General features: G+C 38.7%; 26 protein-coding genes. 10 read left to right on the top strand and 16 right to left on the bottom strand.

Annotated features, from left to right (window positions below):
• Nucleotides 1-822 (top strand): bifunctional methylenetetrahydrofolate dehydrogenase/methenyltetrahydrofolate cyclohydrolase FolD (gene folD / locus HMPREF3263_RS09265; RefSeq protein WP_141762792.1); only part of this gene is annotated, 822 nt, incomplete at its 5' end.
• 42 nt (nt 823-864) lie between these two features.
• Here the strand turns inward: folD and HMPREF3263_RS09270 are convergent.
• The 3 genes from HMPREF3263_RS09270 to apaH all read right to left on the bottom strand — a co-directional run bounded on the left by HMPREF3263_RS09270 (nt 865) and on the right by apaH (nt 3,760).
• Entirely contained in the window at nt 865-2,199 is a 1,335-nt protein-coding gene (locus tag HMPREF3263_RS09270) for an NAD(P)/FAD-dependent oxidoreductase (protein WP_005698634.1), read from the bottom strand.
• Between the two features lie 100 nt (nt 2,200-2,299).
• Entirely contained in the window at nt 2,300-2,923 is a 624-nt protein-coding gene (locus HMPREF3263_RS09275; RefSeq protein ID WP_005698607.1) for a glucose-6-phosphate 1-dehydrogenase family protein, read from the bottom strand.
• Nucleotides 2,924-2,932: 9 nt separating this feature from the next.
• Nucleotides 2,933-3,760 carry a bis(5'-nucleosyl)-tetraphosphatase (symmetrical) ApaH gene (gene apaH, locus HMPREF3263_RS09280; protein WP_005698646.1) on the bottom strand — a complete coding sequence of 276 codons (828 nt, stop codon included), beginning with the start codon at nt 3,758-3,760 and terminating at the stop codon, nt 2,933-2,935.
• 159 nt (nt 3,761-3,919) lie between these two features.
• Here apaH and HMPREF3263_RS09285 point away from each other — a divergent pair, with 159 nt between their 5' ends.
• Entirely contained in the window at nt 3,920-4,768 is an 849-nt protein-coding gene (locus tag HMPREF3263_RS09285) for a glycosyltransferase family 25 protein (RefSeq protein WP_032804123.1), read from the top strand.
• 124 nt (nt 4,769-4,892) lie between these two features.
• Here HMPREF3263_RS09285 and HMPREF3263_RS09290 read toward each other — a convergent pair whose 3' ends face one another.
• From HMPREF3263_RS09290 to HMPREF3263_RS09305, 4 genes are read right to left on the bottom strand one after another with little or no spacing between them, the layout of a single operon-like run.
• Complete coding sequence (locus tag HMPREF3263_RS09290; protein WP_005698642.1) at nt 4,893-5,783, bottom strand: glycosyltransferase family 8 protein; 891 nt, start codon at nt 5,781-5,783, stop codon at nt 4,893-4,895.
• A 1-nt stretch (nt 5,784) separates the two neighbouring features.
• Entirely contained in the window at nt 5,785-6,651 is an 867-nt protein-coding gene (rsmA, locus tag HMPREF3263_RS09295; protein ID WP_005698697.1) for a 16S rRNA (adenine(1518)-N(6)/adenine(1519)-N(6))-dimethyltransferase RsmA, read from the bottom strand.
• A gap of 41 nt (nt 6,652-6,692) precedes the next feature.
• Nucleotides 6,693-7,724 carry a glycosyltransferase family 9 protein gene (locus HMPREF3263_RS09300; protein ID WP_005698704.1) on the bottom strand — a complete coding sequence of 344 codons (1,032 nt, stop codon included), beginning with the start codon at nt 7,722-7,724 and terminating at the stop codon, nt 6,693-6,695.
• A complete protein-coding gene (locus tag HMPREF3263_RS09305) occupies nt 7,717-8,394 on the bottom strand; it encodes a glycosyltransferase family 25 protein (RefSeq protein WP_005698671.1) in 678 nt (225 codons plus the stop codon). Before HMPREF3263_RS09305 ends, HMPREF3263_RS09300 begins: the two co-directional genes overlap by 8 nt.
• A gap of 329 nt (nt 8,395-8,723) precedes the next feature.
• On the opposite strand from HMPREF3263_RS09305, the gene infA reads away from it, so the two are divergent.
• The 5 genes from infA to rplI all read left to right on the top strand — a co-directional run bounded on the left by infA (nt 8,724) and on the right by rplI (nt 10,528).
• Complete coding sequence (gene infA / locus HMPREF3263_RS09310) at nt 8,724-8,942, top strand: translation initiation factor IF-1 (protein WP_005627617.1); 219 nt, start codon at nt 8,724-8,726, stop codon at nt 8,940-8,942.
• A gap of 189 nt (nt 8,943-9,131) precedes the next feature.
• Entirely contained in the window at nt 9,132-9,509 is a 378-nt protein-coding gene (gene rpsF, locus HMPREF3263_RS09315) for a 30S ribosomal protein S6 (protein ID WP_005627620.1), read from the top strand.
• Complete coding sequence (priB, locus tag HMPREF3263_RS09320) at nt 9,496-9,822, top strand: primosomal replication protein N (protein WP_005627623.1); 327 nt, start codon at nt 9,496-9,498, stop codon at nt 9,820-9,822. The genes rpsF and priB overlap by 14 nt, the downstream gene beginning before the upstream one ends.
• 11 nt (nt 9,823-9,833) lie before the next feature.
• Nucleotides 9,834-10,064, top strand: coding sequence for a 30S ribosomal protein S18 (gene rpsR / locus HMPREF3263_RS09325; protein WP_005696867.1), 231 nt, complete (start codon nt 9,834-9,836; stop codon nt 10,062-10,064).
• Between the two features lie 14 nt (nt 10,065-10,078).
• A complete protein-coding gene (gene rplI / locus HMPREF3263_RS09330; protein ID WP_005698599.1) occupies nt 10,079-10,528 on the top strand; it encodes a 50S ribosomal protein L9 in 450 nt (149 codons plus the stop codon).
• 147 nt (nt 10,529-10,675) lie between these two features.
• On the opposite strand, the gene frdD is transcribed toward rplI, so the two are convergent.
• Genes frdD through frdA form a run of 4 tightly spaced genes read right to left on the bottom strand, consistent with a single transcriptional unit; the run spans nt 10,676 to nt 14,015 of the window.
• Nucleotides 10,676-11,020: a fumarate reductase subunit FrdD gene (gene frdD / locus HMPREF3263_RS09335; protein WP_005696863.1), complete on the bottom strand. Its 345-nt coding sequence runs from the start codon at nt 11,018-11,020 to the stop codon at nt 10,676-10,678.
• Between the two features lie 11 nt (nt 11,021-11,031).
• A complete protein-coding gene (frdC, locus tag HMPREF3263_RS09340; RefSeq protein ID WP_005698689.1) occupies nt 11,032-11,442 on the bottom strand; it encodes a fumarate reductase subunit FrdC in 411 nt (136 codons plus the stop codon).
• Between the two features lie 10 nt (nt 11,443-11,452).
• Nucleotides 11,453-12,223 (bottom strand): succinate dehydrogenase/fumarate reductase iron-sulfur subunit, encoded by a 771-nt coding sequence (locus HMPREF3263_RS09345; RefSeq protein ID WP_005696861.1) that lies wholly within the window; start codon nt 12,221-12,223, stop codon nt 11,453-11,455.
• Nucleotides 12,216-14,015, bottom strand: a complete 1,800-nt coding sequence (frdA, locus tag HMPREF3263_RS09350) for a fumarate reductase (quinol) flavoprotein subunit (protein ID WP_032822607.1) — start codon at nt 14,013-14,015, stop codon at nt 12,216-12,218. The genes HMPREF3263_RS09345 and frdA overlap by 8 nt, the downstream gene beginning before the upstream one ends.
• A 279-nt stretch (nt 14,016-14,294) precedes the next feature.
• Here frdA and epmA point away from each other — a divergent pair, with 279 nt between their 5' ends.
• Both epmA and HMPREF3263_RS09360 read left to right on the top strand, forming a co-directional pair.
• A complete protein-coding gene (gene epmA, locus HMPREF3263_RS09355) occupies nt 14,295-15,278 on the top strand; it encodes an elongation factor P--(R)-beta-lysine ligase (RefSeq protein WP_049367033.1) in 984 nt (327 codons plus the stop codon).
• Between the two features lie 192 nt (nt 15,279-15,470).
• Nucleotides 15,471-16,529 (top strand): porin, encoded by a 1,059-nt coding sequence (locus tag HMPREF3263_RS09360; RefSeq protein WP_049371503.1) that lies wholly within the window; start codon nt 15,471-15,473, stop codon nt 16,527-16,529.
• 245 nt (nt 16,530-16,774) lie between these two features.
• Here the strand turns inward: HMPREF3263_RS09360 and hemH are convergent, their stop codons facing one another.
• On the bottom strand, nt 16,775-17,746 hold the full coding sequence (gene hemH, locus HMPREF3263_RS09365) for a ferrochelatase (protein ID WP_070853237.1): 972 nt from the start codon (nt 17,744-17,746) through the stop codon (nt 16,775-16,777).
• On the bottom strand, nt 17,743-18,162 hold the full coding sequence (locus HMPREF3263_RS09370) for a hotdog fold thioesterase (RefSeq protein ID WP_070853238.1): 420 nt from the start codon (nt 18,160-18,162) through the stop codon (nt 17,743-17,745). The genes hemH and HMPREF3263_RS09370 overlap by 4 nt, the downstream gene beginning before the upstream one ends.
• Nucleotides 18,163-18,394: 232 nt before the next feature.
• On the opposite strand from HMPREF3263_RS09370, the gene gorA reads away from it, so the two are divergent.
• Complete coding sequence (gene gorA, locus HMPREF3263_RS09375) at nt 18,395-19,765, top strand: glutathione-disulfide reductase (RefSeq protein ID WP_005696855.1); 1,371 nt, start codon at nt 18,395-18,397, stop codon at nt 19,763-19,765.
• Between the two features lie 67 nt (nt 19,766-19,832).
• Here the strand turns inward: gorA and HMPREF3263_RS09380 are convergent, their stop codons facing one another.
• From HMPREF3263_RS09380 to HMPREF3263_RS09390, 3 genes are all read right to left on the bottom strand, one after another.
• Nucleotides 19,833-20,660: a class II glutamine amidotransferase gene (locus HMPREF3263_RS09380; protein WP_070853239.1), complete on the bottom strand. Its 828-nt coding sequence runs from the start codon at nt 20,658-20,660 to the stop codon at nt 19,833-19,835.
• Nucleotides 20,661-20,879: 219 nt separating this feature from the next.
• Nucleotides 20,880-22,196, bottom strand: coding sequence for an MFS transporter (locus HMPREF3263_RS09385; protein ID WP_070853240.1), 1,317 nt, complete (start codon nt 22,194-22,196; stop codon nt 20,880-20,882).
• A gap of 14 nt (nt 22,197-22,210) precedes the next feature.
• Nucleotides 22,211-22,918: a 7-cyano-7-deazaguanine/7-aminomethyl-7-deazaguanine transporter gene (locus tag HMPREF3263_RS09390; protein WP_049375429.1), complete on the bottom strand. Its 708-nt coding sequence runs from the start codon at nt 22,916-22,918 to the stop codon at nt 22,211-22,213.
• Nucleotides 22,919-22,941 lie beyond the last annotated feature (23 nt).

Here is a 22,941-nt window from a genome sequence, read left to right on the forward strand (position 1 = left end):
AAAAAAATTAAATCAGATGTTGCCAATAAAATTGAACATTATCGCGCTCAAGGTCAACGTGCACCAGGGCTTGCGGTAATTCTGGTGGGCGCAGATCCTGCTTCTCAAGTCTATGTGGGCAGTAAACGTAAAAGTTGTGAAGAGATTGGGATGATATCAAGATCCTATGATTTGCCTGAAACAACCACTGAGGCTGAATTACTTCAACTGATTGATATTTTAAATGCCGATGAAACCATTGATGGTATTTTGGTTCAACTTCCATTACCAGAGCAGATTAATAGTTCATTAGTTATTGAGCGAATTAGTCCTGAAAAAGACGTAGATGGTTTTCATCCTTATAATGTTGGGCGTTTATGTCAGCGTATTCCAACCTTACGCGCTTGCACCCCTTATGGAGTGATGAAATTATTAGAAACCACAGGTATTGATTTACATGGTAAACATGCAGTGATCGTTGGCGCATCAAATATTGTAGGGCGCCCGATGTCGCTTGAATTATTGTTGGCTGGTGCAACGGTTACGGTGACTCACCGTTTCACGAAAGATTTAGAGCATCATATCCGTCAGGCTGATATTTTAGTCGTGGCTGTTGGCAAACCTCGTTTTATTCCGGGTGATTGGATTAAAGCAGAGGCAACAGTCATTGATGTGGGGATTAACCGTATCAATGGCAAATTAGTGGGTGACGTGGAATACGATGTGGCGCGACAAAAAGCGGCTTATATTACGCCAGTACCGGGTGGAGTAGGGCCAATGACGGTTGCCATGCTGATGTTTAATACACTTTACGCTTATGAGCATAACAATCAACTGGTTTAAGAAATGAAAAAAGTGCGGTTAAATTTGACCGCACTTTTTGTCTTAATGTAATTTCAATCTTGGTTTTAAATAGTGGTTAAGTTTATCCACTAAAATAATCAAGCCAATCTTAATACATCCATGCAAAGCATGTTGGTGCATACGATATAAAGACACATACGCAAACTGTGCAAATTTACCTTGAACAGTCAGTGGGTTTTTCCCAAATTTATTTGAAATGCTACCTAATGCGGTAAAGCTTGAAAGAGAAACCAAAGTTCCTTTATCGTTGTATTTGAAGGCTTTTAATGGTTTTTGCTCAAAAAGTGCAAAGATATTTTTCGCACAAGCTTTTGCCATTTGATGTGCTGCTTGCGCTCTTGGCGGGACTAATTTACCGTTCGGTTGCATTAATGCCGCACAGTCACCAATGGCAAAAATACTGTCATCCACCGTAGTTTGAAGGGTATCTTTTACCACTAATTGATTGATACGGTTAAGCTCTAATCCATCGAATTGCTGTGTCACTGTTGAGGTGCGAACACCTGCCGCCCACACAATCAGATCCGCTTTGATTTCTTCGCCATCTTTGGTGATTAGCGTGTTTGGTTGGGCTTCCGTGATCATCGTATTTAATTTCACGTTAGCCCCCATCTCTTGCAATTCATCTAATACCGCTGCAGATAAATTTTCGGGTAGAGCAGGCAATAAGCGCGGACCAGCTTCAACTAAGGTGACTTGCAAGCAAGAATTATCAATTTTACCGTAGCCGTAAGAAGATAAGTCTTCAGTCGCATGATAAAGTTCAGCAGTTAATTCCACACCAGTTGCGCCGCCGCCAACAATTGCAATATTGACTTTGTTTTCATCCACTAGTTTTTGTTTAAACTCTTCTTCACCGATATCATCTAATGCACGGTTCTCAGAGAATTTAAGGAATAATTCCAACATTCTTTGTTGAAAACGAAGTGCTTGATCAGAGCTGTCTAAGAAAATACAGTTATCGGCGACACCTTTCGTATTGAAATCGTTCGATTTACTGCCAATTGCAATCACTAAGTAGTCATAAGGAATACGGCGCGCAACCACAAGCATATCGCCTTCTTGCCCATAAACAGGGGCAAGCTCAACATATTTTTGTTCACGATTAATGCGTGTGATTGAGCCTTGCTCGAAGCTAAAATGATGATTTTTACCGTGAGCACGATAGCTCAGAGAATCCATACCATCATCCATGACACCTGTTGCAATTTCATGTAATAGGGGTTTCCATAAATGGGTCGCATTGCGATCCACAAGCGTCACTTTAGCTTGTTTTTTGCGACCTAATTTGTCGCCTAAAAATGTCGCTAACTCTATGCCGCCGGCGCCCCCGCCAACGATCACGACGTTTTTCATAAAGTACTCCTAAAAGCAAAATTGTTAAAAATGTTAAACTAATGTAATGATAGCATAACAAATAAACAAGACGAAAAAATTTAATGGAAATGACCGCACTTTATTGATGACAGCGATCGTAAAGCGGTTGTAATTGTTGGATGGTTTGTGTGATAAATAAAACAGGATCGATTTGGCTTAGTTTATCTTTTTCAATACTTTTTCCAATACACCAAAAATCATCCTCTGAACGCAAGAGAAGATCTTTTTCAGAAATGGCTTTCACTTGGCGAAAATCATCATATTCGCTTTCATCTTCTCGCCAAATATCAAAATCAGCAAATTGTTTGAAATCAAATTGATCAAGCCACTGATTATATTGCTGAACATTAATTTGCGAGCGATCTGCACGATAGCAATGCCAATCTAAACACACTCTTAGTCGGCGACGATTTAATAGCACAGAAAAGATTGCTGCAGAATTTTGGTTAAACTCGTATTTAAAATAAGCGAAGAAATGCGCGCGTACCTGCCAACCATTGGTCCAACTTTCGATATGCGGTTTCGCAAAAGGTGTGCCAAGCTGCTTTGAGACTTCTTGAATAATCGCTTTCCAGTTATCCCAATGTAATTTGTAATCTGCTTTAATTGCCGGAATATCTTCTGGGCAGAATTTCTTCATCTGGGCGAATTGATAGAAAGGAATATTGAACAATTCGCAAGATTCAGCTGTAAGCGAGAGCATAGTGTTTCCTTAAAAATCACTGTAATTTTTGACCGCACTTTGCGTGAAGAGCTGTTTGTCTTCCCAACGCAATAGGGTCATTCGATTATTCCACACACATCCTGTATCCAAGGCATAGATACCTGGCGGAGTGGGCTCATCCACTAAACTTGCCCAATGCCCAAAGACAATTGGAATTTGTTTATAAAGTGGATTATCTAAATTAAACCAAGGCGTGAGCTCCGCTGGTGCATCTTTTAAAGGGGATTTACAGGCAAAATCAAAGCGATGGTCCAAATAACAAAAACGCATTCGGGTAAAAGCGTTAATAATATAACGATAGCGATCTAAGCCCTGTAAATCTGGCGACCAGCGATCAGGTTGTTCGGAATACATATTTTCAATGAGATAATGAAAATCGCCGTGCTGTAAAATCAGTTCAACTTCAGCCGCACAAGATTTCGTAGTTTCCAAATCCCAATCAGGCGAAATGCCTGCATGCGCCATCAGGAAGTTTAATTCTTCATTATGCACAAGTAAGGGTTGATGGCGTAACCAGTCAATGAGTTCATCAAAATCGGGCGCATTAAAAATAGCATCGACTCGATCACGAGGTTTTACTTTTTTAATACCCAGTGCGGTCGCAATTAAATGTAAGTCATGATTGCCGAGTACGGTTTGTGCTGCTTTGCTAAGTGATTTTACAAAACGAAGACATTCAAGTGATTTATCTCCACGCGCAACAAGATCCCCCACGAGATAAAGTTTATCTTGCGTAGGATTGAAATCTACACGCTCTAATAAAAGCTGTAATTCATCATAACAGCCTTGTAAATCACCGACGAAATAGGTTGCCATTTTTCTACAATGCTCCAGTTATGGTTATTAGGTTTTGGCAGTCTTTATGCTAAAAATTTACCATAAATTCTAGCATAGATTTTTTGTGAAGATACTATTCATTTCATGATCTTAAAATAGTAAGATAGCCTGCAATTTAAGGCAGATATGATGTTTTCTATGTATTCTATTGAACATAAAAATGTAGTGATTAGTATTTCAACGGCAGATAAACGTCGAAATCACATTATCGATCAATTCGGTCAGAAAAAAATTCCATTTGAATTTTTTGATGCATTCACACCTTCTGATCGACTTGATGTTCATTTACAGCGTTATCTTCCAAATGTTGAAGCTACATCAAAGCTCACGGCAGGAGAGAAGGGATGCTTGATGAGCCACTTCATGCTATGGAAAAAGTGTGTTGACGATAATTTAGCTTATATTTCAATTTTTGAGGATGATATTCTGCTTGGTGAGAATGCCAAACAATTTCTTGCGAATGATGAATGGCTAAAAGTGCGGTTCAATTTTCAAGAGATTTTTGTTTTGCGTTTAGAAACCTTTTTAATGCCTGTTCAACTGGAAAAACAGCAACAAATTTTACCTTTCCAAGAAAGAAACATTGATATTTTAAAATCAAAACACTTTGGTACAGCAGGTTATATTATTTCGAATGGGGCAGCGAAGTACCTCATAAATCTATTTGAAAAACTCGCCGTAGAGGAAGTCAAAGCAATTGATGAGATCATGTTTAATGAACAGATTAATGTTGGTCTCTATCAAGTATATCAACTTAATCCTGCTATTTGCGTTCAAGAGTTACAGTTAAATCAAGAAAATAGCTTATTGGTAAGTGACTTGCAGCAAGAACGTAAAAAAAATACGGCGGTGCACACCAAGAAAACATTGAAACAGCGTTTAATTCGGGTGAAGGAAAATATTATACGAGCGCTAAATAAAGAAACATGGAAAGAACAACAGCGCCTGAAAGAAATGCAAGGTAAAGAAATTGTTCGTTTTATGTAGATAAGCTGATGAAATACTTTATATAGGCTTAATCTCTTAAGCCTATTCGTAAAAAGCGATTTACACTTAAAATCAAAGTGATGAGACACTAAACTTCAATGAAGTAGGTTGTTATTTTAGAAAATTAAAAGATGTGATAGACAAATTTATATTTAATTTCTCTAATGAGCCTTCTTACTTTTGTTCTAAAGCCAACAACATCAAAATTAGCCTTAAAACTAGGATAACTATTGCTAATTTCCTTAAATAGTGAATACCCTAAATTAGCTTTTAAGTGAGAACTTCGGCTAGACCAAAATTTATCTGGTCCAGGATAATGGTAAATCACCGCAGGAAATTGAATTTCTCGTTCTTTTCGATATTTTATATAGCCAGATTCAGAAGGCGTGAAGTTAAATCTTGTATTTATAAATTTAACATCGTCTTTGAAAATACCATTTAAGATATCCTGATCTTGATACTTTATAACATCCTTATATTTATTTAACCAGGTCAGACTCACCTCTAGAACATTCAATTCTCGCCATCTTCGCATATTGATAAGAAGCACCCCAGCGTTAAAATAGTGATGATTTTCTAAACCAATTTGGACCTTATAATCGGCTTGCTCAATTTCAATAAAAAAATCCTTACATGCGGCAAGTGAATACTGTTCGATATCAGTATTCCATAAATTATCTAATGAGCCATTTGTTAGCGTATCAACATCAATATAAAGTAACTTATCTACATTAGGGATATATTGAGTTATATTTAATCTAGCATAGGTGGCTAAAGAAATATAATTTATTGTAATGGGAAAATTAGCAAACTCATCTTTATCCACGTCTATGAATTTGATACTTTTTCCATGATTGCAAACGATGTTTTCTATAATTTCTTTATTGTTATTATCAATACCAAAATCCAAAACATAGAAACAAATTTCAGATTTAGAATTATTTTTTAATATACTTAGTATGCTAACGGCTAAATATGGTGCATAGTTATTATCAGATGAAAACGCGATATTCATATTAGTCTTCACTTAACTCTAAAAATTTATCTCCATCTAAATCAGCTGGTGGATTGTCTGCCAACCAGTTTGCTAAGCGCGCATAATCTGCGATAGCCAAATTTTCTGCGCGTGCATTTAAATCAATACCAAGCGCGGTCAGATTTTCAGGTGAAAATAATGTTGAAAGCGCATTTCGCAGTGTTTTACGGCGTTGGTTGAAAGCTTGAGAACAAACACGGTTCAACCAATATAAATCTTTTACAGGGTGCGGTAATTCTTTATGCGGAATTAAACGAACAACTGCTGAATCTACTTTCGGTGCAGGTTTGAAGGCCGAAGGTGGCACTTCAAGTACAGGCATCACTTGGCAGAAATATTGCGCCATAATGGTTAAACGCCCGTAAGCTTTGCTATTTGGGCCTGCGCATAAGCGTTTTACCACTTCTTTTTGTAGCATGAAGTGCATGTCTTGAATCACATCATGATACTTAAACAAGTGGAACATTAATGGTGTGGAAATGTTGTAAGGTAAGTTACCAAAAACACGTAATTTCTGGCCTTTTTCTGCTAAATTTTCTTTTTTATAAAGCTCGCCGAAATCAAATTGCATTGCATCCGTTTCAATAACGGTCAGTTTTTGATGTAAAAATGGATGATGACGTAAACGCTCTGCAAGGTCTCGGTCAAGTTCAACCACGGTAAGATGAGCGACAAGCTCACCAACAGGCTCTGTTAATGCACCAAGCCCAGGGCCAATTTCTACCAAGAATTGATCCGGTTGCGGGTGAATCGCTGCCACAATCCCTTGAATTACAGAGGTGTCGTGTAAAAAGTTTTGCCCAAAGCGTTTACGGGCTGTATGGCCTAAGTGTTTTTTTGAGTTCATAAAAATAGTCTAATAAATGATCTAGTTTGTGGTTTGTATCTTTAAATATCTAGCCACTCTGGTTTTATTTCTTTCGGGGAGATCTCATTAACATTATCATGGTAATGAAGAATATGGCATGCATTCTTAGAATTTGGATGCCAATGTGTAAAATTTTCTTTGTCTTGCGAGTAAAAACAAATCATAGGTTTATTTAACCCCGAAGCAATATGAATCGTTGATGTATCAACCGAAATAAGTAGGGCACAGTTTCTAATCAACTCAATGGTATGATAGATCGTTGTGTGAGGATTTGGATAAACAAATACATCATTAAATTGATTAGTAATTCTACTTAAATGCTCATAAGTATTAGGCGTTGCAAGTAAGACTAGCTGATGTTTATGAGAGTTTCTAATATATGTTAAATAATCTACAATGTGAGTGTCATCAAACTTTCTATCTTTGCCATTTCCATAGAAGTTAAAGGTAATAAAGTTATTTAACTTGTTGTCCGTAATAAACTGAAGAATTTCTTCTTTAATTAAGTCATCTTGTGGAATGTCATAGCGATCATCACTTAGACTGATATTTGATTGAGCTAAAGCCTCTTTGTAAATTTCTGAAAAATGGCCGTCTTTAGTAATATTTATATTAAAAATATTATAATCTGCTTTTCTATAGCCGATATAATTACGGGCATTGAGTATTCTCAATAGCAACAAGTCTCGGTTTCTAAGTACAAGAGTTGGATCAATGACAACATCGTATCTTTCTTTTCGAATAAACAGTGCCGTCTTGATGTAGTCGAGAATGTTTCTTTTCTTTACAAGATAAATCTCATCAATGTTATGGTTTCTTTGAAACAGATAAGCGTTCTGTTTCGTGCAGATGACACCAATCTTTATCAAGGGGTTAAATTTCTTTATTTCCCGAAAAACAAAAGAACTCACGATATAGTCGCCAATTTTCCCATCTTGTCGCAAAAATAAGAAACTATTAGGATGTTCTAAACTTTGGGGATTGTTGGATCTTGAGGATTTATCAAGTATCCATTTCCCTATTTTTAATCTTAGGGCCTTTAGCTTATTCATATCGATGCTCAATTTTGTCTATTTCTGAATCACTGTTTAATCCTCTAAATACACATGGTGGTTCAATGCCATAGGCATCAACGCGTGTTTTTTGGATTAATCCCGTCAGATAATCAGCAGGCAGTCTTATTGGATAAGCGTAGTTAAGTAATTTTTTAGCGCCCGATAGTGTAATTAAATAAGCGGTTGCATAGATAATACATCTTTTTGAATTTTTTGAAGGTGCCTTGTAATGTGCAAGTCTATATCCTTCCATAATCCGTTTTTTAAAGAAATGGGATTTAACCTTTCCGTGATCAAAAAAGATCAACTCATGATTTTTATTAATTTTATTGAGCGTATCTTCAACAATTTCCTTAAAGTGCTGTGAAACGATCGCATCATCTTCAAGAATAATGGCACTTTCAATATTGTTTTCTACCATGTGCTCATAAACTTTAATATGGCTTATTGCACAGCCAATTTCACCGAGCGTTAAGGGCTTAGGTGATAAATAATGTTTCGGATAGAAATCATAATCGACAGATTCTAATACGGAAGCAGGAAGTTTTTTCCCATCTGTCGCATCAAAAAAAGTAAAGTCTAACCCCAAACCAGAAAGGCGCTTAGCAATATTTTCTCTTCTTGTTGAATGTTTTAAACTAATTACAATTATTTTAGGTATAGCCATAAATAACCCTTGGGTTGAAGTCATTGGTTTACATACAAATTGACGAAAATCTGAGTAAAGTTTGCTTTAGCTTTTTAGATAGGGGGGCCACCTTGGGAAAGGTGATACCGCATAAGGCTACATCTTATTGGTCTCATATGCTAAATTAAATTCTTTACCTAATCGATTTTAGTGGAACATTATAATCGAATTATTAAAAAAATAATGTGCATTTCAACAAAATACCATTTTAATCTTTCGTCTAACATTAAAAACGGCTATAATTCGCCCGTTTTTCATTTATAGCCGCAAAAAGTGCGGTCAAAAAAATCATTATTTTAGAGGATAAAATGGCAAAAGAAGATTGCATTGAAATGCAAGGCACAATTTTGGAAACCTTACCGAATACCATGTTCCGCGTTGAGTTAGAAAATGGCCACGTGGTGACTGCACATATTTCTGGCAAAATGCGTAAAAACTATATTCGTATCTTAACGGGCGATAAAGTAACAGTAGAAATGACGCCTTATGACTTAAGCAAAGGTCGTATCATTTTCCGTAGCCGTTAATTTAGAAATGAAAAGAAAAGCCGATATGTTGATATCGGCTTTTTTGTTTGAAAAGCGTACAAATTATTTGAAGTCTGGAAAAAAATCTGTATAATCAGCGCCCTTAGCCACGTTCATTTTTTCGTTCCTTGCCTTTGCAGATTGGTGGCTAATCTACGTCAAAGGCTGATTAACCCGTAAGGAGCAGTAATGCGTCACTACGAAATCGTGTTCATGGTTCATCCGGACCAAAGCGAGCAAGTACCAGGTATGATCGAACGTTACACAGGTTCTGTTAAAGAAGCTGGTGGTCAAGTTCATCGCCTAGAAGATTGGGGTCGTCGTCAATTAGCGTACCCAATTAACAAATTACACAAAGCACACTACGTGCTTATGAATGTAGAAGCGCCTCAACAAGTCATCGACGAGCTAGAAACGACTTTCCGTTATAACGATGCTGTATTACGCAGTCTTGTTATCCATACTAAGCACGCCGTAACCGAAGCGTCCCCAATGAAAGCGGCTAAAGAAGAACGTAAACCTTTAGCTGAAGTTGAAAACAACGATTTTGAGGATGCTGAAGAGTAATTCAAAACTTGATAATCGCTTCTCGTTAATCGGCACAGTGTGTCAATTACCCAAGCGAAGCAAAAGCCCTAACGGGATTGCGCATTGCCAATTTTGGCTGGAACATCGTTCCGAACAAGTCGAAAGTGGTTTATCACGCCAAGCGTGGTTAAAGATGCCAGTTCAAGTCAGTGGCAATCAGTTAATAGAAAAAACTCAAAGCATTACGGTCGGCAGTAAACTTCTTGTGGTGGGGTTTATTACTTCACATAAAACCTCAAATGGTTTAACGCAGTTAGTATTGCATGCCGAGCAAATCGAATTTATAGATTAGGAGACAGCCAAATGGCACGTTATTTCCGTCGTCGTAAGTTCTGCCGTTTCACAGCGGAAAATGTTGTTGAAATCGATTACAAAGATATCGCTACATTAAAGAACTACATTTCTGAAAGCGGCAAAATTGTACCAAGCCGCATTACCGGTACTCGTGCGAAGTACCAACGCCAATTAGCACGCGCAATCAAACGCGCTCGTTATTTAGCGTTATTACCTTACTCTGATTCTCATCACAATTAAGAAGGAGTTAGGAAATGCAAGTAATTCTTTTAGATAAAATCGTTCACCTAGGTAACGTAGGTGATCAAGTTAATGTTAAATCTGGTTTCGCTCGTAACTTCTTAATCCCACAAGGTAAAGCAGTTATGGCAACTAAAGCTAACATTGAACACTTTGAAGCACGTCGTGCAGAGTTAGAAGCAGCGGCAGCAGCAAGTTTAGCAGCAGCTCAAGCTCGTGCAGCACAAGTGACTGCATTAGGTTCTGTAACTATCGCATCTAAAGCTGGTGAAGAAGGTCGTTTATTCGGCGCAATCACTACTCGTGATGTAGCAGAAGCAGTAACTGCAGCAGGCGTTGAAATTGCGAAAAGCGAAGTTCGTTTACCAAACGGTCCAATCCGTACTCTTGGTGACCACGACGTTCGTTTCCAACTTCATGGCGAAGTATTTGCAACATTAGATGTTATCGTTGTTGCAGAATAATTATCAAATTTTTTGATAAAAGAAAACCCGACGTTATGTCGGGTTTTTTGTTTTTCTGGATTAAGAAAATATTTGGGTTATTCGTTGAGAATAAAAAAGTGCGGTCATTTTTGACCGCACTTTTATTTATCCATTTAGTGTTTTAAATTACAAACCTAATACAGCAAATAACACCCAGATTGTGTAAATCATGGCTAAGCCGTAAAAGATAAATCCGCCTGCTGGTACATGGATTTTAAGATCGTGCATCGCGTGATGGATACGGTGTAAACCACACCACATAGGGAAAATTGTTAAAACTAAGATAACTAGTTTTCCGATCCAAGAATAAGCGAATGTAATTAAGTTATGTGGATCAATTAATCCGAATGGTAACAATAAACCAAGGATTAAGATCACAACAGGGAAGAAAATCGCACTGACAGTCCCGCCAGCACCAAACATCAACCATACTGGCGGTTCACCAGAGCGTTTTGGATTTTGATCGACCATTTTTTCTCTCCCTACATATAAACTAAAATTAATGCGATAACACTAATCACTGCCGTCACTGCCCAAAGTGCATTTCTTAACAAGTGATGTGGTAAGCGTTCATTTTTAACAATGATGTTCATCACTTTTGGTGTCATCACGAAATAAGTTGCTGTGTGATATAAGGTCGCAATTAATGTGATGATATTTAAGAACACCACAATTGGATTTCTTAAGAAGCCAATGAAATCAATAATACCTAAGCCTGGTACAGGATTGCTTGCAAGGCAAAGTACACCGTAAAGCAATACGATACAGAACCATACAGCAAAGATAGAGGTTGCTTCACGTACCATATATGCTTTGTAGAAATCCAATTTTTGCCACCAAGTAGCCGTCATTGGGCGAACATATTTTTTGCGTTTACTTATTGTTACTGACATATTCTTCCCCTTAGCCTTTTGGTTTTAGCATTGAGATAACATAATCTTTGGCACTTTCCACTTTGCCTTGGTTGATCGCAGAAGCTGGATCCACGTGTTTTGGACACACTTCAGAACAATAACCAACGAAAGTACAGCTCCAAACACCGTTTTTACCATTTAATAATGGCATACGTTGTGCCTTACCATGATCACGGTTATCAAGGTTGTAACGGTGTGCCATTGTAATCGCTGCAGGGCCTAAGAATTCAGGGTTTAAACCAAATTGTGGACAAGCCGCATAGCATAAACCACAGTTGATACACATTGAGAATTGACGATATTTTTCAAGTTGTGCCGGCGTTTGTTTAGTACGGCTTACTTGCAATTCTTTTGATGGATGTGGTTTACCATCTAATGCTGGTGCTTCGTTACCAATAATATAAGGTTTAATTGCCTCTAAACTTTCTATAAAGTGGCTTAAATCAACCACTAAGTCGCGTTCAATAGGGAAGTTTGCTAATGGTTCAATACGCATATGGCCGCTGTAATCACGTAAGAATGTCTTACAAGCCAATTTAGGTTTGTTATTCACCATCATCCCACAAGAACCGCAGATCGCCATACGGCAAGACCAGCGATAAGAAAGAGACGGTTCAAGTTTATCTTTAATGTAACCTAACGCATCTAAAAGAGAAGTTTGGTTATCATAAGGTACTTGATAAGAGCTTAAATGTGGCTCTTGATCATTTTCTGGGTTGTAGCGTAATACTTCTACAGTCATTACTGGTGAATTAGCCATTTGCTTGCTCCTTAGCTTTCGCAGCCGCTTCTGCCGCTTCTGCTTCAGCACCATAAACACGTTTTGCTGGTTGAGATTTAGTGATTTTCACCGGGCTGTATTCAATACGCGGTGCATCATCGCCATTGTAGTAAGCAAGGGTGTGTTTTAAATAATTCACATCATCACGTTCAGTATAGTCTAAGCGTTGGTGTGCACCACGAGACTCTTTACGTTCAATTGCAGAGTTGGCAATAGATTGTGCCACATCAAGGATGTAACCTAATTCTACAGTGTAAAGCACATCGGTATTGAATACGCTTGAACGGTCTGCAACACGAATACGTTTATAACGTTCTTTAAGCTCAGCAATTTTATCTACTGCTTTTTGCATGCTTTCTTGGTCACGGTAGATACCACAACCTTCTTCCATTACGGTACCCATTTCATCACGAATTTCAGACCAAGATTCATTACCTTCTTGGTCATAAAGCGCTTTAAGGCGAGCGACAACATCTTGCGCTTGTGCATCAACTGCAGCACGATTTGTAGATTGAGCTTCTGCTGCACGTTGTGCGGCATATTCACCTGCAACACGGCCTAAAACCACTAATTCCGCAAGCGAGTTAGAACCTAAACGGTTTGCACCATGTAAACCAGAAGATGCACATTCACCCACAGCAAATAAACCTTTAATGCGAGTTTCGCTGTTGTAATCCACTTCAATACCACCCATGGTGTAGTGAACAACCGGGCGAACTGGGATTGGTTCATTAACTGGGTTTACACCTTCATAAGCACTGGCTAATTCACAAATGAATGGAAGACGCTCATGTAAATATTTTTCACCTAAGTGACGTAAGTCAAGGTGAACCACATCAACACCTTTTGCCGTTTTTAAGGTGTTACCTTTTTTCCATTCTTGCCAGAACGCCTGTGAAACTTTATCACGTGGACCAAGTTCCATATATTTGTTTTCAGGCTTACCGATTGGGGTTTCAGGACCTAGACCATAATCTTGTAAATAACGATAGCCGTTTTTATTCACTAAGATACCGCCTTCACCACGACAACCTTCAGTCATTAAGATACCGGTGTTCGGTAAGCCGGTTGGATGGTATTGGACGAATTCCATATCACGAAGTGGAACACCGTGACGATATGCCATTGATAAGCCATCACCTGTTACGATACCGCCGTTGGTGTTAAATTTAAATGCACGACAGCCACCGCCTGTTGCAATCACAACCGCATTTGCGTTGATTTGAACAAGTGTACCTTCCATCATATTCATCGCAACCATACCACGAGCGTGACCATCATCAACTAAGATGTCTAAAACGAAGTGCTCGTCAAAGCGTTGAATTTGTGGATATTGAATGGATGTTTGGAAAAGAGTATGTAATAAGTGGAAACCGGTTTTATCTGCTGCGAACCAAGTACGTTCGATTTTCATCCCACCGAAACGACGCACGTTTACATCACCATCTGCTTTACGGCTCCAAGGGCAGCCCCAACGTTCAAGTTGAGTCATTTCCACCGGAGAATGTTCAACGAAATATTCCACCACATCTTGTTCACATAACCAGTCACCACCGGCAACGGTATCGTGGAAGTGTTTATCGTAAGAATCTTCCTCTTTAATTACTGCGGCCGCACCGCCTTCTGCTGCAACCGTATGGCTACGCATAGGATAAACCTTAGAAACTAATGCGATCTTTAAGTTAGGGTTTGCTTCTGCTGCTGCAATTGCGGCACGTAAACCGCCACCACCAGCGCCAACAATAGCAATATCGACATTAACCGTTTGCACGATGTCCTCCAATCAATAGAAAGTAAAAAAATAAGATGTCCTAAATAAATAGGTGATACGCTGTCATTCTGCCACTTTTGTTCACAAATTAGTAACCTTTTTTCCTGAATAAACGGATAAAATATCAAAAGTGTGATCTAACTCAAAAAAGTTACTTTTTTATATATTTTTAGATGATAACCGTTTTCGTTTAAGAATGATTTAGTCGGATTATTGAGTTAAAAATTACTCTTGTTTACAATAGCCTAATTCATTTTAAAGGTGAAAACGGAGAAAAAAATGACCGCACTTAGCGATAAAAAAATAGAATGGCAACCTTCCGCATCAATTAAAAACTTATTGGCGCGTGCCAAAATCATTGCGGATATCCGCCAGTTTTTTACTGAACGTGGATTATTAGAAGTGGAAACCCCTGTTTTAAGTGAATTTGGCGTAACGGATCTGCACCTTTCCACCTTTAATACAGAATTTGTTGCTCCTTTTGATGAACTGTCGAAAACGCTCTGGCTTTCTACTAGCCCCGAATATCACATGAAGCGTTTATTGGCGGCAGGCAGTGGACCGATCTTTCAAATTGGTAAAGTATTCCGTAATGAAGAAGCGGGCAATCGCCATAATCCGGAATTTACTATGCTCGAATGGTATCGACCGCACTTTGATATGTACCGTCTGATGAATGAAGTGGATGATTTACTACAACAGATTCTCGATTGTAAACCCGCAGAAACGTTAAGTTATCAATTTGTCTTCCAAGAATATGTAGGATTAGATCCATTATCAGCGACTCGTCAAGAACTGGTGGAAGTGGCACGTAAATACAACTTTATGGCAGATGAAGATGAGGATCGTGATACTTTATTACAATTTCTATTCAGTGAAGTGGTAGAACCTAAAATTGGCCAAGAGACGCCGGTTGCCGTTTATCATTTCCCTTCTTCCCAAGCGGCACTTGCGCAACTTAGTCCTGAAGATAGCCGAGTAGCAGAACGCTTTGAGTTCTATTATAAAGGATTAGAGCTAGCCAACGGTTTTCATGAGCTTACAGATGCTCGTGAACAACAACATCGTTTTGAGCAAGATAATCGCCTACGTGCAAGAGCTGGTTTGCCACAACGTGAAATTGATCATCGTTTTCTTGCTGCATTACAAGCGGGTATTCCGAATACGTCAGGCGTTGCTTTAGGTGTTGATCGTTTAATTATGATTGCATTAGGCGCTAAAAGCATTAAAGAGGTGATTTCATTTTCGGTGGAATGCGCTTAGTTTGCTCAAAAAATATCCTTTTTTGTTCAAAAAATGTGATCTTGATCGGATTTTAGAACATTGGTCGGGATCCTCCATTGACACTATAGGTTTATTTTGTAATATTTGCGACGTCTATTTCGGAGATTGAACTTTTTATGAAAAATTGCTTCAATCAAAAATCATCGGTAACAACCAAAAGGAATAACAATTATGAAAAAGACACTAGCAGCATTAATTGTTTCTGCATTTGCCGCTTCAGCAGCAAACGCAGCAGTAGTTTACGACAACGAAGGTACTAAAGTTGAGTTAAACGGTTCTCTTCGTTTAATTATGGAAAAAGCGGATAAAAAAGAGTACGACCGCGCTGGTAAATCAACTAAAAAAACTAACTCAGCTTTACGTAATGCAGGCTCACGTTTCGGCATCACTGTAAAACATAACTTAGATAACGATTTCTATGCATTAGGTCGTTTAGAATTCCGTTTTGATGATACAGATTCTCGTGATAAATTTGGTAGACTTTATGCTAAACGTGCTTACGTAGGTTTAGGTAGTAAAGCTACTGGCGATATCACATTTGGTCGTCAATTAACTATCGCAGATGATTTAAGCCAAGCAGTTGATTATGAATATGGTTTAATTCCAAAAGAAGAATATATTCCAACTGCGGGTACAGGCGTAATTCGTTATGACTATAAAGGTATTGAAGGTTTACAATTAAGTGCAAACTATAACTTTGGTCAAAAAAATAATGAAAAAGGCAAAGCACTTGATCCAGCTATCAAAAATGCATTTGGTTTCGGTGCATTATACACAGCGGGTGATTTAGATGCGCGTTTCGCTTATGGCCACACTAGCTTTGAAACTGATGCGTCATATAAACACCGTTTAGATGGTTTTTTAGCATCATTAGGTTATAAATTTGGCGACTTCACATTAACTGGTGACTTTGGTTATGCTCATGAAAAAGAAAATGATGCAAAAACCAATAAATTCTACGTATCTCCAGGCTTTGCATATCAAGTAACTCCAGCATCTCAAGTATATGGTAACTACCTATATGAACGTGTGAAAGGTGAAACTACTAAAGATAAAACTCACGGTTTCTTACTTGGTGCGGATTATAAACTTCATAAACAAGTTGTAGTATTCTTAGAAGGTAAATACGTAACAACTAAAAATTATGCTGAAAATGCAAATGGTGGTTATGCTTACGATGGTAAAACTAAAGACAGAGCTATCGGTGTAGGTATGCGTGTATACTTCTAATCTTGGATTAGAAGGAAATCTTAAAAGGCGAATCCCAAGGTTCGCCTTTTTGTTTATCTTTTTAAATCTCCCCAACCCCTCTTTACAAAAGAGGGGCTTTTTTATGAGTTACTTTTAATATTTTATGGGAGTATTTGAGAGGACTAAGAGCATAGAGCATAGAACATAGAGCATTTATTTGCCAATAAAATACCCCCTCTTTAGTAAAGAGGGGGCTAGGGGGAGATTTAATTAAAGGAGATTTACTACTGCAACTTATCCAAAATCAATTCTCCCATCATTTCAATATGGGCTTTTTCTGCATTTAATGCAGGGATGTAGTGATAAGAAACGCCGCCATGTGTCAAGAATTTCTCTTTATTTTCAACCTCTATTTCTTCTAAGGTTTCTAAGCAATCCACCGAAAAGCCCGGGCAGATCACAGCTATTTTCTGAATGCCTTGAGAAGCCGCTTCTTCTAAAAAGTGATCCGTATAAGGTTGTAACCATTCTTCACGGCCAAAACGAGATTGGAACGTCATATTCCATTGGTTTTCGGTTAAACCGAGTTTATCCACAATGGCAATCGTGGTTTGTTTACAATGCTGACGATAATAATCGCCCATATTTTCATAACGTAATGGAATTCCATGATAAGAAAAGAGCAAAAACTCATCTGGTTTTAACCGCACTTTGATGGAGTCCACCAAGGCATTGATGTAGTTTTCATCAAGATGATAAGAATGAATAAACTCAAAAGGTACAATATTGCGCTCTTGCGCAATCGCACGATTGAAAGCATCGATTAATGCGCCTGTTGTGGTGCTGGAATATTGTGGATAAAGCGGCAACACAATCATGCGTTCCACCTCATTTTTGAGTAAATTTTTGACTGCACTTTGCATCGAAGGATTGCCGTAAGTCATGGCAATTTCGACTTGTGCATTGATACCTTGTTCAGTCAAATAAGCTTGTAAACCCGCTTGTTGTTGCTTTGTAATGGCAAGTAGGGGAGAGCCTTGTTCTGTCCAAATAGATTGATAATTTCGTGCAATGCGTTTAGAACGCATAGGTAAAATAATAGCTTTTAAAAGGAGATACCATTTCCAACGAGGCAAATCGACCACACGGGGATCCATTAAAAAATCTGCTAGATAACGGGAGATCGCAGTAGGTTGAGGGGCATCTGGCGTACCAAGATTCGCTAAAATGATGCCAATTTTTTGAGTTGTAGTCATAAATATTTGATAGAAAGCGTTAATCGAGAAACGCAGCAAAGTTTATCTTGTTCATCGCGAATGTCAATTTGCCAAACATGGATATTTTGACTTAAAGCAATTGGTGTTGCCTTTGCGGTAACAAAACCTTTTTTCACTGGGCGAAGATGATTGGCGTTGATATCTAATCCCAAGGCAACTTGATCCTCTTCTATACAGAGAAATCCTGCCAATGAACCAATGGTTTCAGCCAACGCCACAGACACACCACCATGTAATAGACCGAAAGGCTGAGTGGTGCGATGATCGACGGGCATTGTTGCTTCAATCCAGTTTTCTCCATAAGCCGAAATCTCAATCCCCAAATGCCCAACGGCACAATGTTTTCCCATTTCATTGAGCTGCTTAAGTGTGAATGCTTTTTTCCAGATTGCCATATCGGTTTTTCCTTTGGTAAGCTGATTAGTTTTTAAGATGATTTATGCTTGTTTTTTGCTGGAGGTAAGCTGGCATTATAACGAAAATCTACTTTGTATGTTGATATTTATGCTGAAAATGAGGATCTTTCTTTTCATATAGACAATCCCAATTAAATCAATTTATAGCTTTCTTCTTTAGTTTTAGGCAAAATAGGAGAAAATTCTAGTAAGTAAAAAAAGGATCATTACAATGACTAAACATTATGATTATATTGCTATCGGTGGTGGTTCCGGCGGGATAGCCTCAATTAACCGTGCGGCAAGCTACGGCAAAAAATGTGCGATTATTGAAGCAAAACATCTCGGTGGTACTTGTGTAAATGTGGGTTGTGTACCGAAAAAAGTGATGTTTTATGGTGCTCAAATTGCAGAAGCGATTAATAGTTATGCGCCGGCTTATGGTTTTGATGTAGAAGTGAAAAAGTTTGATTACGCGAAATTAGTCGAAAGTCGTCAAGCTTACATCGGTCGTATTCATACCTCTTACAATAATGTATTAGCGAAAAATAATGTCGATGTGCTTAATGGTTTTGCACGTTTTAAAGATACGAAAACGATTGAAGTGAGCTATGCAGATGGTTCAACAGAATTAGTGACTGCAGATCATATCTTAATTGCTACGGGTGGTCGCCCAAGTATTCCAGCGGTAAAAGGCGCAGAATACGGGATTGATTCAAATGGTGTGTTTGCTTTAAATGAGTTACCAAAACGTGTCGCAGTAGTAGGCGCAGGGTATATTGCTGTTGAATTAGCGGGTGTTTTAAATAGCTTAGGCAGCGAAACACATTTGTTTGTACGCCAACATGCCCCATTGCGTAATCAAGATCCATTGATTGTCGAGACTTTAGTTGAAGTGTTAGCACAAGATGGTATCCAACTGCACACCAAAGCGTTGCCTGAAGAAGTAGTGAAAAATACGGATGGTTCACTTACCTTGAAATTACAAGATGGCCGTAAAACCACAGTGGATACGTTAATTTGGGCAATCGGTCGTGAACCAGCAACGGATGTGATTAATCTTGAAGTAACCGGTGTGAAAACCAATTCACGCGGACAAATTATTGTCGATAAATATCAAAATACAAACGTACCTGGCATTTATGCTGTGGGTGATATTATCGAAGGTGGTATTGAATTAACACCAGTTGCCGTGGCGGCAGGTCGTCGTTTATCCGAGCGTTTATTCAATAACAAACCGAATGAGCATTTAGATTACAATCTTGTGCCAACTGTCGTGTTTAGCCATCCGCCAATTGGTACAGTCGGTTTAACTGAACCACAAGCGATTGAGCAATATGGTGAAGAAAATGTGAAAGTGTATAAATCCTCTTTCACGGCAATGTACACCGCTGTCACTGAACATCGTCAACCTTGCCGAATGAAATTAGTGTGTGTCGGCAAAGAAGAGAAAATCGTGGGCTTACACGGCATTGGTTTTGGTGTGGATGAAATGATTCAAGGTTTTGCTGTGGCAATCAAAATGGGTGCAACCAAAGCAGACTTTGATAATACAGTGGCGATTCACCCAACAGGTTCAGAAGAATTTGTCACAATGCGTTAATTGTAGATAAAAAAGTGCGGTCAAAATCTCTGATGTTTTTGACCGCACTTTTTATTTTGATTTGTTATCAGGCTGCTGCACGATTGCCTAATGTACCGTCATCTTCCATTTCTTTTGCCACGCCTACTACCTCAGCAATTTTATCCCCTTCTTTGAAGAAGACGAAACCACCATGTTCCATTTTGACCCAAGGCTCATCTTTGGTGAGAGGGAACGTCGTAATGATGGTGACTTTGTCGCCATCTTTTGCATAATCATTAAAATCAATGACACCATCATCATCAATGCGGTGAGCTTTACCAAAAGGAGCTTTACGTGTTAAGTAATGCAAATTGGTTGAGCAGTGGGCAATCATCCATTCTCCGTTTGAAAGAATGAAGTTAAAGGTCCCTTTTTGTGAGAGCTCTTTGGTAATGTCTTGAATGGCTTCAAAAATTTCTATTTCAGACGGTTTACGACGGAAACGATTTTTCAAATATTCCGCCATATAACAAAATGCCGCTTCTGAATCCGTTGAACCAATGGGTTGGCAGAAACTCTCAGACATATCCGGTAATTCTTTTAAATTACCGTTGTGAGCAAAGACCCAGTTTTGTCCCCAAATTTCACGAATAAAGGGATGGGTATTTTCAATGGTGACACCGCCTTGCGTTGCCTTACGAATGTGAGCAATTACATTCAGTGATTTAATTTTGTATTGTTTTACACAATCCGCAATAGGGGATTGTGATGCAGCGTGGTTATCGCGAAAAATACGCACACCACGGCCTTCAAAAAAAGCGATACCGAAGCCATCTGAATGGCAATCGGTAAGACCCGCACGACGACGGAAGCCTTCAAAAGAAAAGACAATATCCGTCGGTGTATTACAGTTCATTCCGAGTAATTGGCACATAAATTCCTACACTTATTCTTATAATTTTATACCCTTATAATATGCGCCGATTTAACACCATAATGCGTTGAAATTCAAGATGGATAACAAAGGATTTTTAGAAGAAAATGTTACATAAAATAACTTGAGAATCTTTCTGATTTGAAGGCTAGGGATGAGTACTTTATCAACTCAATAAAAAAGGCGTGTTTATTACGCCTTTTGTTATATTTTTTAAAATTATGCTTTAATTTCTGAGCGGCTTTTTAAGAAAAAGAGTGCGACTGTTGAGATTAACATCACAAAGCCCACGCCCACATATAAACTCTGTTTGTCCCAGCCCATATCTAATAATTGGCCGGCAATCGTTGGAGCAAGAATTGCACCAATACGACCGATACCAATCGACCAGCCCACACCGGTGCTACGAATATCGGCATCATAAGTAAGCGGGTTTAAGGTATAAAGACCGCTGATACAACCATTCATGAGCGCACCAACTAAAATACCGAATACCATCGCAATCCATAAAACGGATGAGGATAAGATGAAGGTAATTATTGCAGCAGAAGATAATACGGTGAATAAAATTAACACGCCACGAGCTGTCCAACGGCTAGCCAGTAAGCCATAGATTAAGGCGCCGCAGGTGCCACCTAATGAAATCATCATCCCTACACTGACACTTTGCTCAGTTGTCATTCCTGCTTCTTTTAATAAGGCTGGTGTCCATGAGCTAATAAAATAGAAGCTGAACATGATCGCAAAAAAAGCCGTCCAAATTAACAGGGTAGAATGTAAGTATTTCTCGCTGAATAATTGGCTAATAGGCAATTTAGTTTTAACTTTTTCCGCTTTTTCTGGAAGTTTCCAATCACCGGCTAAACCAATTTTTTTTGCGATTAAATTTAACCGCACTTCTGCATTTTTAGGTTGTTTAGATGTGAGGAAATCAATGGATTCCGGTAACCAAATAAATAACACCACTAAAAGTAAACCGGTCAAGATAGCCCCTGCTAGGAACACTGAACGCCAGCCATATTCACCTTGCAACATCACAGCGAACATACCGCCTAATACTGCACCGATACCAAAACCTGCCGCATAGACACTGATCGCGAAGCTACGCCATTTGCGAGAGGAATATTCGCTGGTGATCACGTTTGTGCCTACTAAAATCCCGCCAACACCAAGGCCGGTGAGAACGCGCCAGAAACCAAGCCATTGATATTGTGAAATAAACGCCGATCCTAACATTCCGATAGCGGAGAGTGATACTGCCATTAATAACAATGGGCGACGACCAATTTTATCTGCAAGTGGTGCGAGGAAAAGTGAGCCAGCGGTCATGCCAAATAAGCCGGCACTTAATAAATAACCTAACTCAATCCCCGTGAGACCAAATTCGCCACGAATGGCTGTTGCCGTGAAGGCAAGGGCTAATACATCGAAGCCGTCAAGTAAATTCATGATGGCAGCCATGACCACAATCATCCATTGATAAGCCCCCATTGGGCTTTGTTCTATTTTGGCTCTAAGAGAAAGGGTTTCAGTCATTTTATTTCCTTAAGTTAAGCAAACTGACGAGAGCTTGCGAGAGATTGAAGTTTACGTAAGATCATGCTCAGTACCACGCCATAAGCAGGTACAAACAAGACAATACCGACAAATAATTTAAATAAGTAATCGACAAATCCAAGGCTAAACCAATGTTCTGCCATAAATGGGTCACTACTTTTATAAAATGCGACACAAAAGAACATAAAGGTATCCGCAAGGGAACCAAATGTCATTGAGCTGCTCGGTGCAATCCACCAAGTTTTTAATTGGCGTAAGCGGTTGAATACTAAGACATCTAATAATTGACCGAAAACATAAGCACAGAAACTCGCAAATGCAATACGGAAAACAAACATATTGAATTCACTTAATGCACTTAAACCTTGATATTGTCCATCAGAAAAAACAACAGAAACAATGTAACTCACGATAAGTGCGGGGAGCATCACAATAAAAATGATCCAACGGGCTTCTTTTGCCCCAAATACACGTACTGTTAAATCAGTGGCTAAGAAAATGAATGGGAAGGTGAGCGTGCCCCATGTGCTGTGGAAGGAAAAATCATCAGCAAAACCAAGTGCGGTCAATTTTAAATTGATTTCAAATGGAATTTGAACGAAATAGTTACTGGCTGTGATGATAAAGATATGAAACAAGCTTAATAAAATTAAAGCAAAACGTTTTTGTTGATCATTGAAGATCGGAGTATTAATTTTCATTTTAAGACCTTTTTATTTGGTTA

Origin of the sequence: Haemophilus sp. HMSC61B11, from assembly GCF_001838615.1 — a bacterium.
GTDB classification, from domain to species: domain Bacteria; phylum Pseudomonadota; class Gammaproteobacteria; order Enterobacterales; family Pasteurellaceae; genus Haemophilus_D; species Haemophilus_D parainfluenzae_AD.

Excerpts from the sequence above, each read along its gene's own strand:
- HMPREF3263_RS09270 (WP_005698634.1), bottom strand. The coding sequence starts at position 2,199 with ATGAAAAACGTCGTGATCGTTGGCGGGGGCGCCGGCGGCATAGAGTTA.
- HMPREF3263_RS09275 (WP_005698607.1), bottom strand. The coding sequence starts at position 2,923 with ATGCTCTCGCTTACAGCTGAATCTTGCGAATTGTTCAATATTCCTTTC.
- apaH (WP_005698646.1), bottom strand. The coding sequence starts at position 3,760 with ATGGCAACCTATTTCGTCGGTGATTTACAAGGCTGTTATGATGAATTA.
- HMPREF3263_RS09285 (WP_032804123.1), top strand. The coding sequence starts at position 3,920 with ATGTATTCTATTGAACATAAAAATGTAGTGATTAGTATTTCAACGGCA.
- HMPREF3263_RS09290 (WP_005698642.1), bottom strand. The coding sequence starts at position 5,783 with ATGAATATCGCGTTTTCATCTGATAATAACTATGCACCATATTTAGCC.
- rsmA (WP_005698697.1), bottom strand. The coding sequence starts at position 6,651 with ATGAACTCAAAAAAACACTTAGGCCATACAGCCCGTAAACGCTTTGGG.
- HMPREF3263_RS09300 (WP_005698704.1), bottom strand. The coding sequence starts at position 7,724 with ATGAATAAGCTAAAGGCCCTAAGATTAAAAATAGGGAAATGGATACTT.
- HMPREF3263_RS09305 (WP_005698671.1), bottom strand. The coding sequence starts at position 8,394 with ATGGCTATACCTAAAATAATTGTAATTAGTTTAAAACATTCAACAAGA.
- infA (WP_005627617.1), top strand. The coding sequence starts at position 8,724 with ATGGCAAAAGAAGATTGCATTGAAATGCAAGGCACAATTTTGGAAACC.
- rpsF (WP_005627620.1), top strand. The coding sequence starts at position 9,132 with ATGCGTCACTACGAAATCGTGTTCATGGTTCATCCGGACCAAAGCGAG.
- priB (WP_005627623.1), top strand. The coding sequence starts at position 9,496 with ATGCTGAAGAGTAATTCAAAACTTGATAATCGCTTCTCGTTAATCGGC.
- rpsR (WP_005696867.1), top strand. The coding sequence starts at position 9,834 with ATGGCACGTTATTTCCGTCGTCGTAAGTTCTGCCGTTTCACAGCGGAA.
- rplI (WP_005698599.1), top strand. The coding sequence starts at position 10,079 with ATGCAAGTAATTCTTTTAGATAAAATCGTTCACCTAGGTAACGTAGGT.
- frdD (WP_005696863.1), bottom strand. The coding sequence starts at position 11,020 with ATGGTCGATCAAAATCCAAAACGCTCTGGTGAACCGCCAGTATGGTTG.
- frdC (WP_005698689.1), bottom strand. The coding sequence starts at position 11,442 with ATGTCAGTAACAATAAGTAAACGCAAAAAATATGTTCGCCCAATGACG.
- HMPREF3263_RS09345 (WP_005696861.1), bottom strand. The coding sequence starts at position 12,223 with ATGGCTAATTCACCAGTAATGACTGTAGAAGTATTACGCTACAACCCA.
- epmA (WP_049367033.1), top strand. The coding sequence starts at position 14,295 with ATGACCGCACTTAGCGATAAAAAAATAGAATGGCAACCTTCCGCATCA.
- HMPREF3263_RS09360 (WP_049371503.1), top strand. The coding sequence starts at position 15,471 with ATGAAAAAGACACTAGCAGCATTAATTGTTTCTGCATTTGCCGCTTCA.
- hemH (WP_070853237.1), bottom strand. The coding sequence starts at position 17,746 with ATGACTACAACTCAAAAAATTGGCATCATTTTAGCGAATCTTGGTACG.
- HMPREF3263_RS09370 (WP_070853238.1), bottom strand. The coding sequence starts at position 18,162 with ATGGCAATCTGGAAAAAAGCATTCACACTTAAGCAGCTCAATGAAATG.
- gorA (WP_005696855.1), top strand. The coding sequence starts at position 18,395 with ATGACTAAACATTATGATTATATTGCTATCGGTGGTGGTTCCGGCGGG.
- HMPREF3263_RS09380 (WP_070853239.1), bottom strand. The coding sequence starts at position 20,660 with ATGTGCCAATTACTCGGAATGAACTGTAATACACCGACGGATATTGTC.
- HMPREF3263_RS09385 (WP_070853240.1), bottom strand. The coding sequence starts at position 22,196 with ATGACTGAAACCCTTTCTCTTAGAGCCAAAATAGAACAAAGCCCAATG.
- HMPREF3263_RS09390 (WP_049375429.1), bottom strand. The coding sequence starts at position 22,918 with ATGAAAATTAATACTCCGATCTTCAATGATCAACAAAAACGTTTTGCT.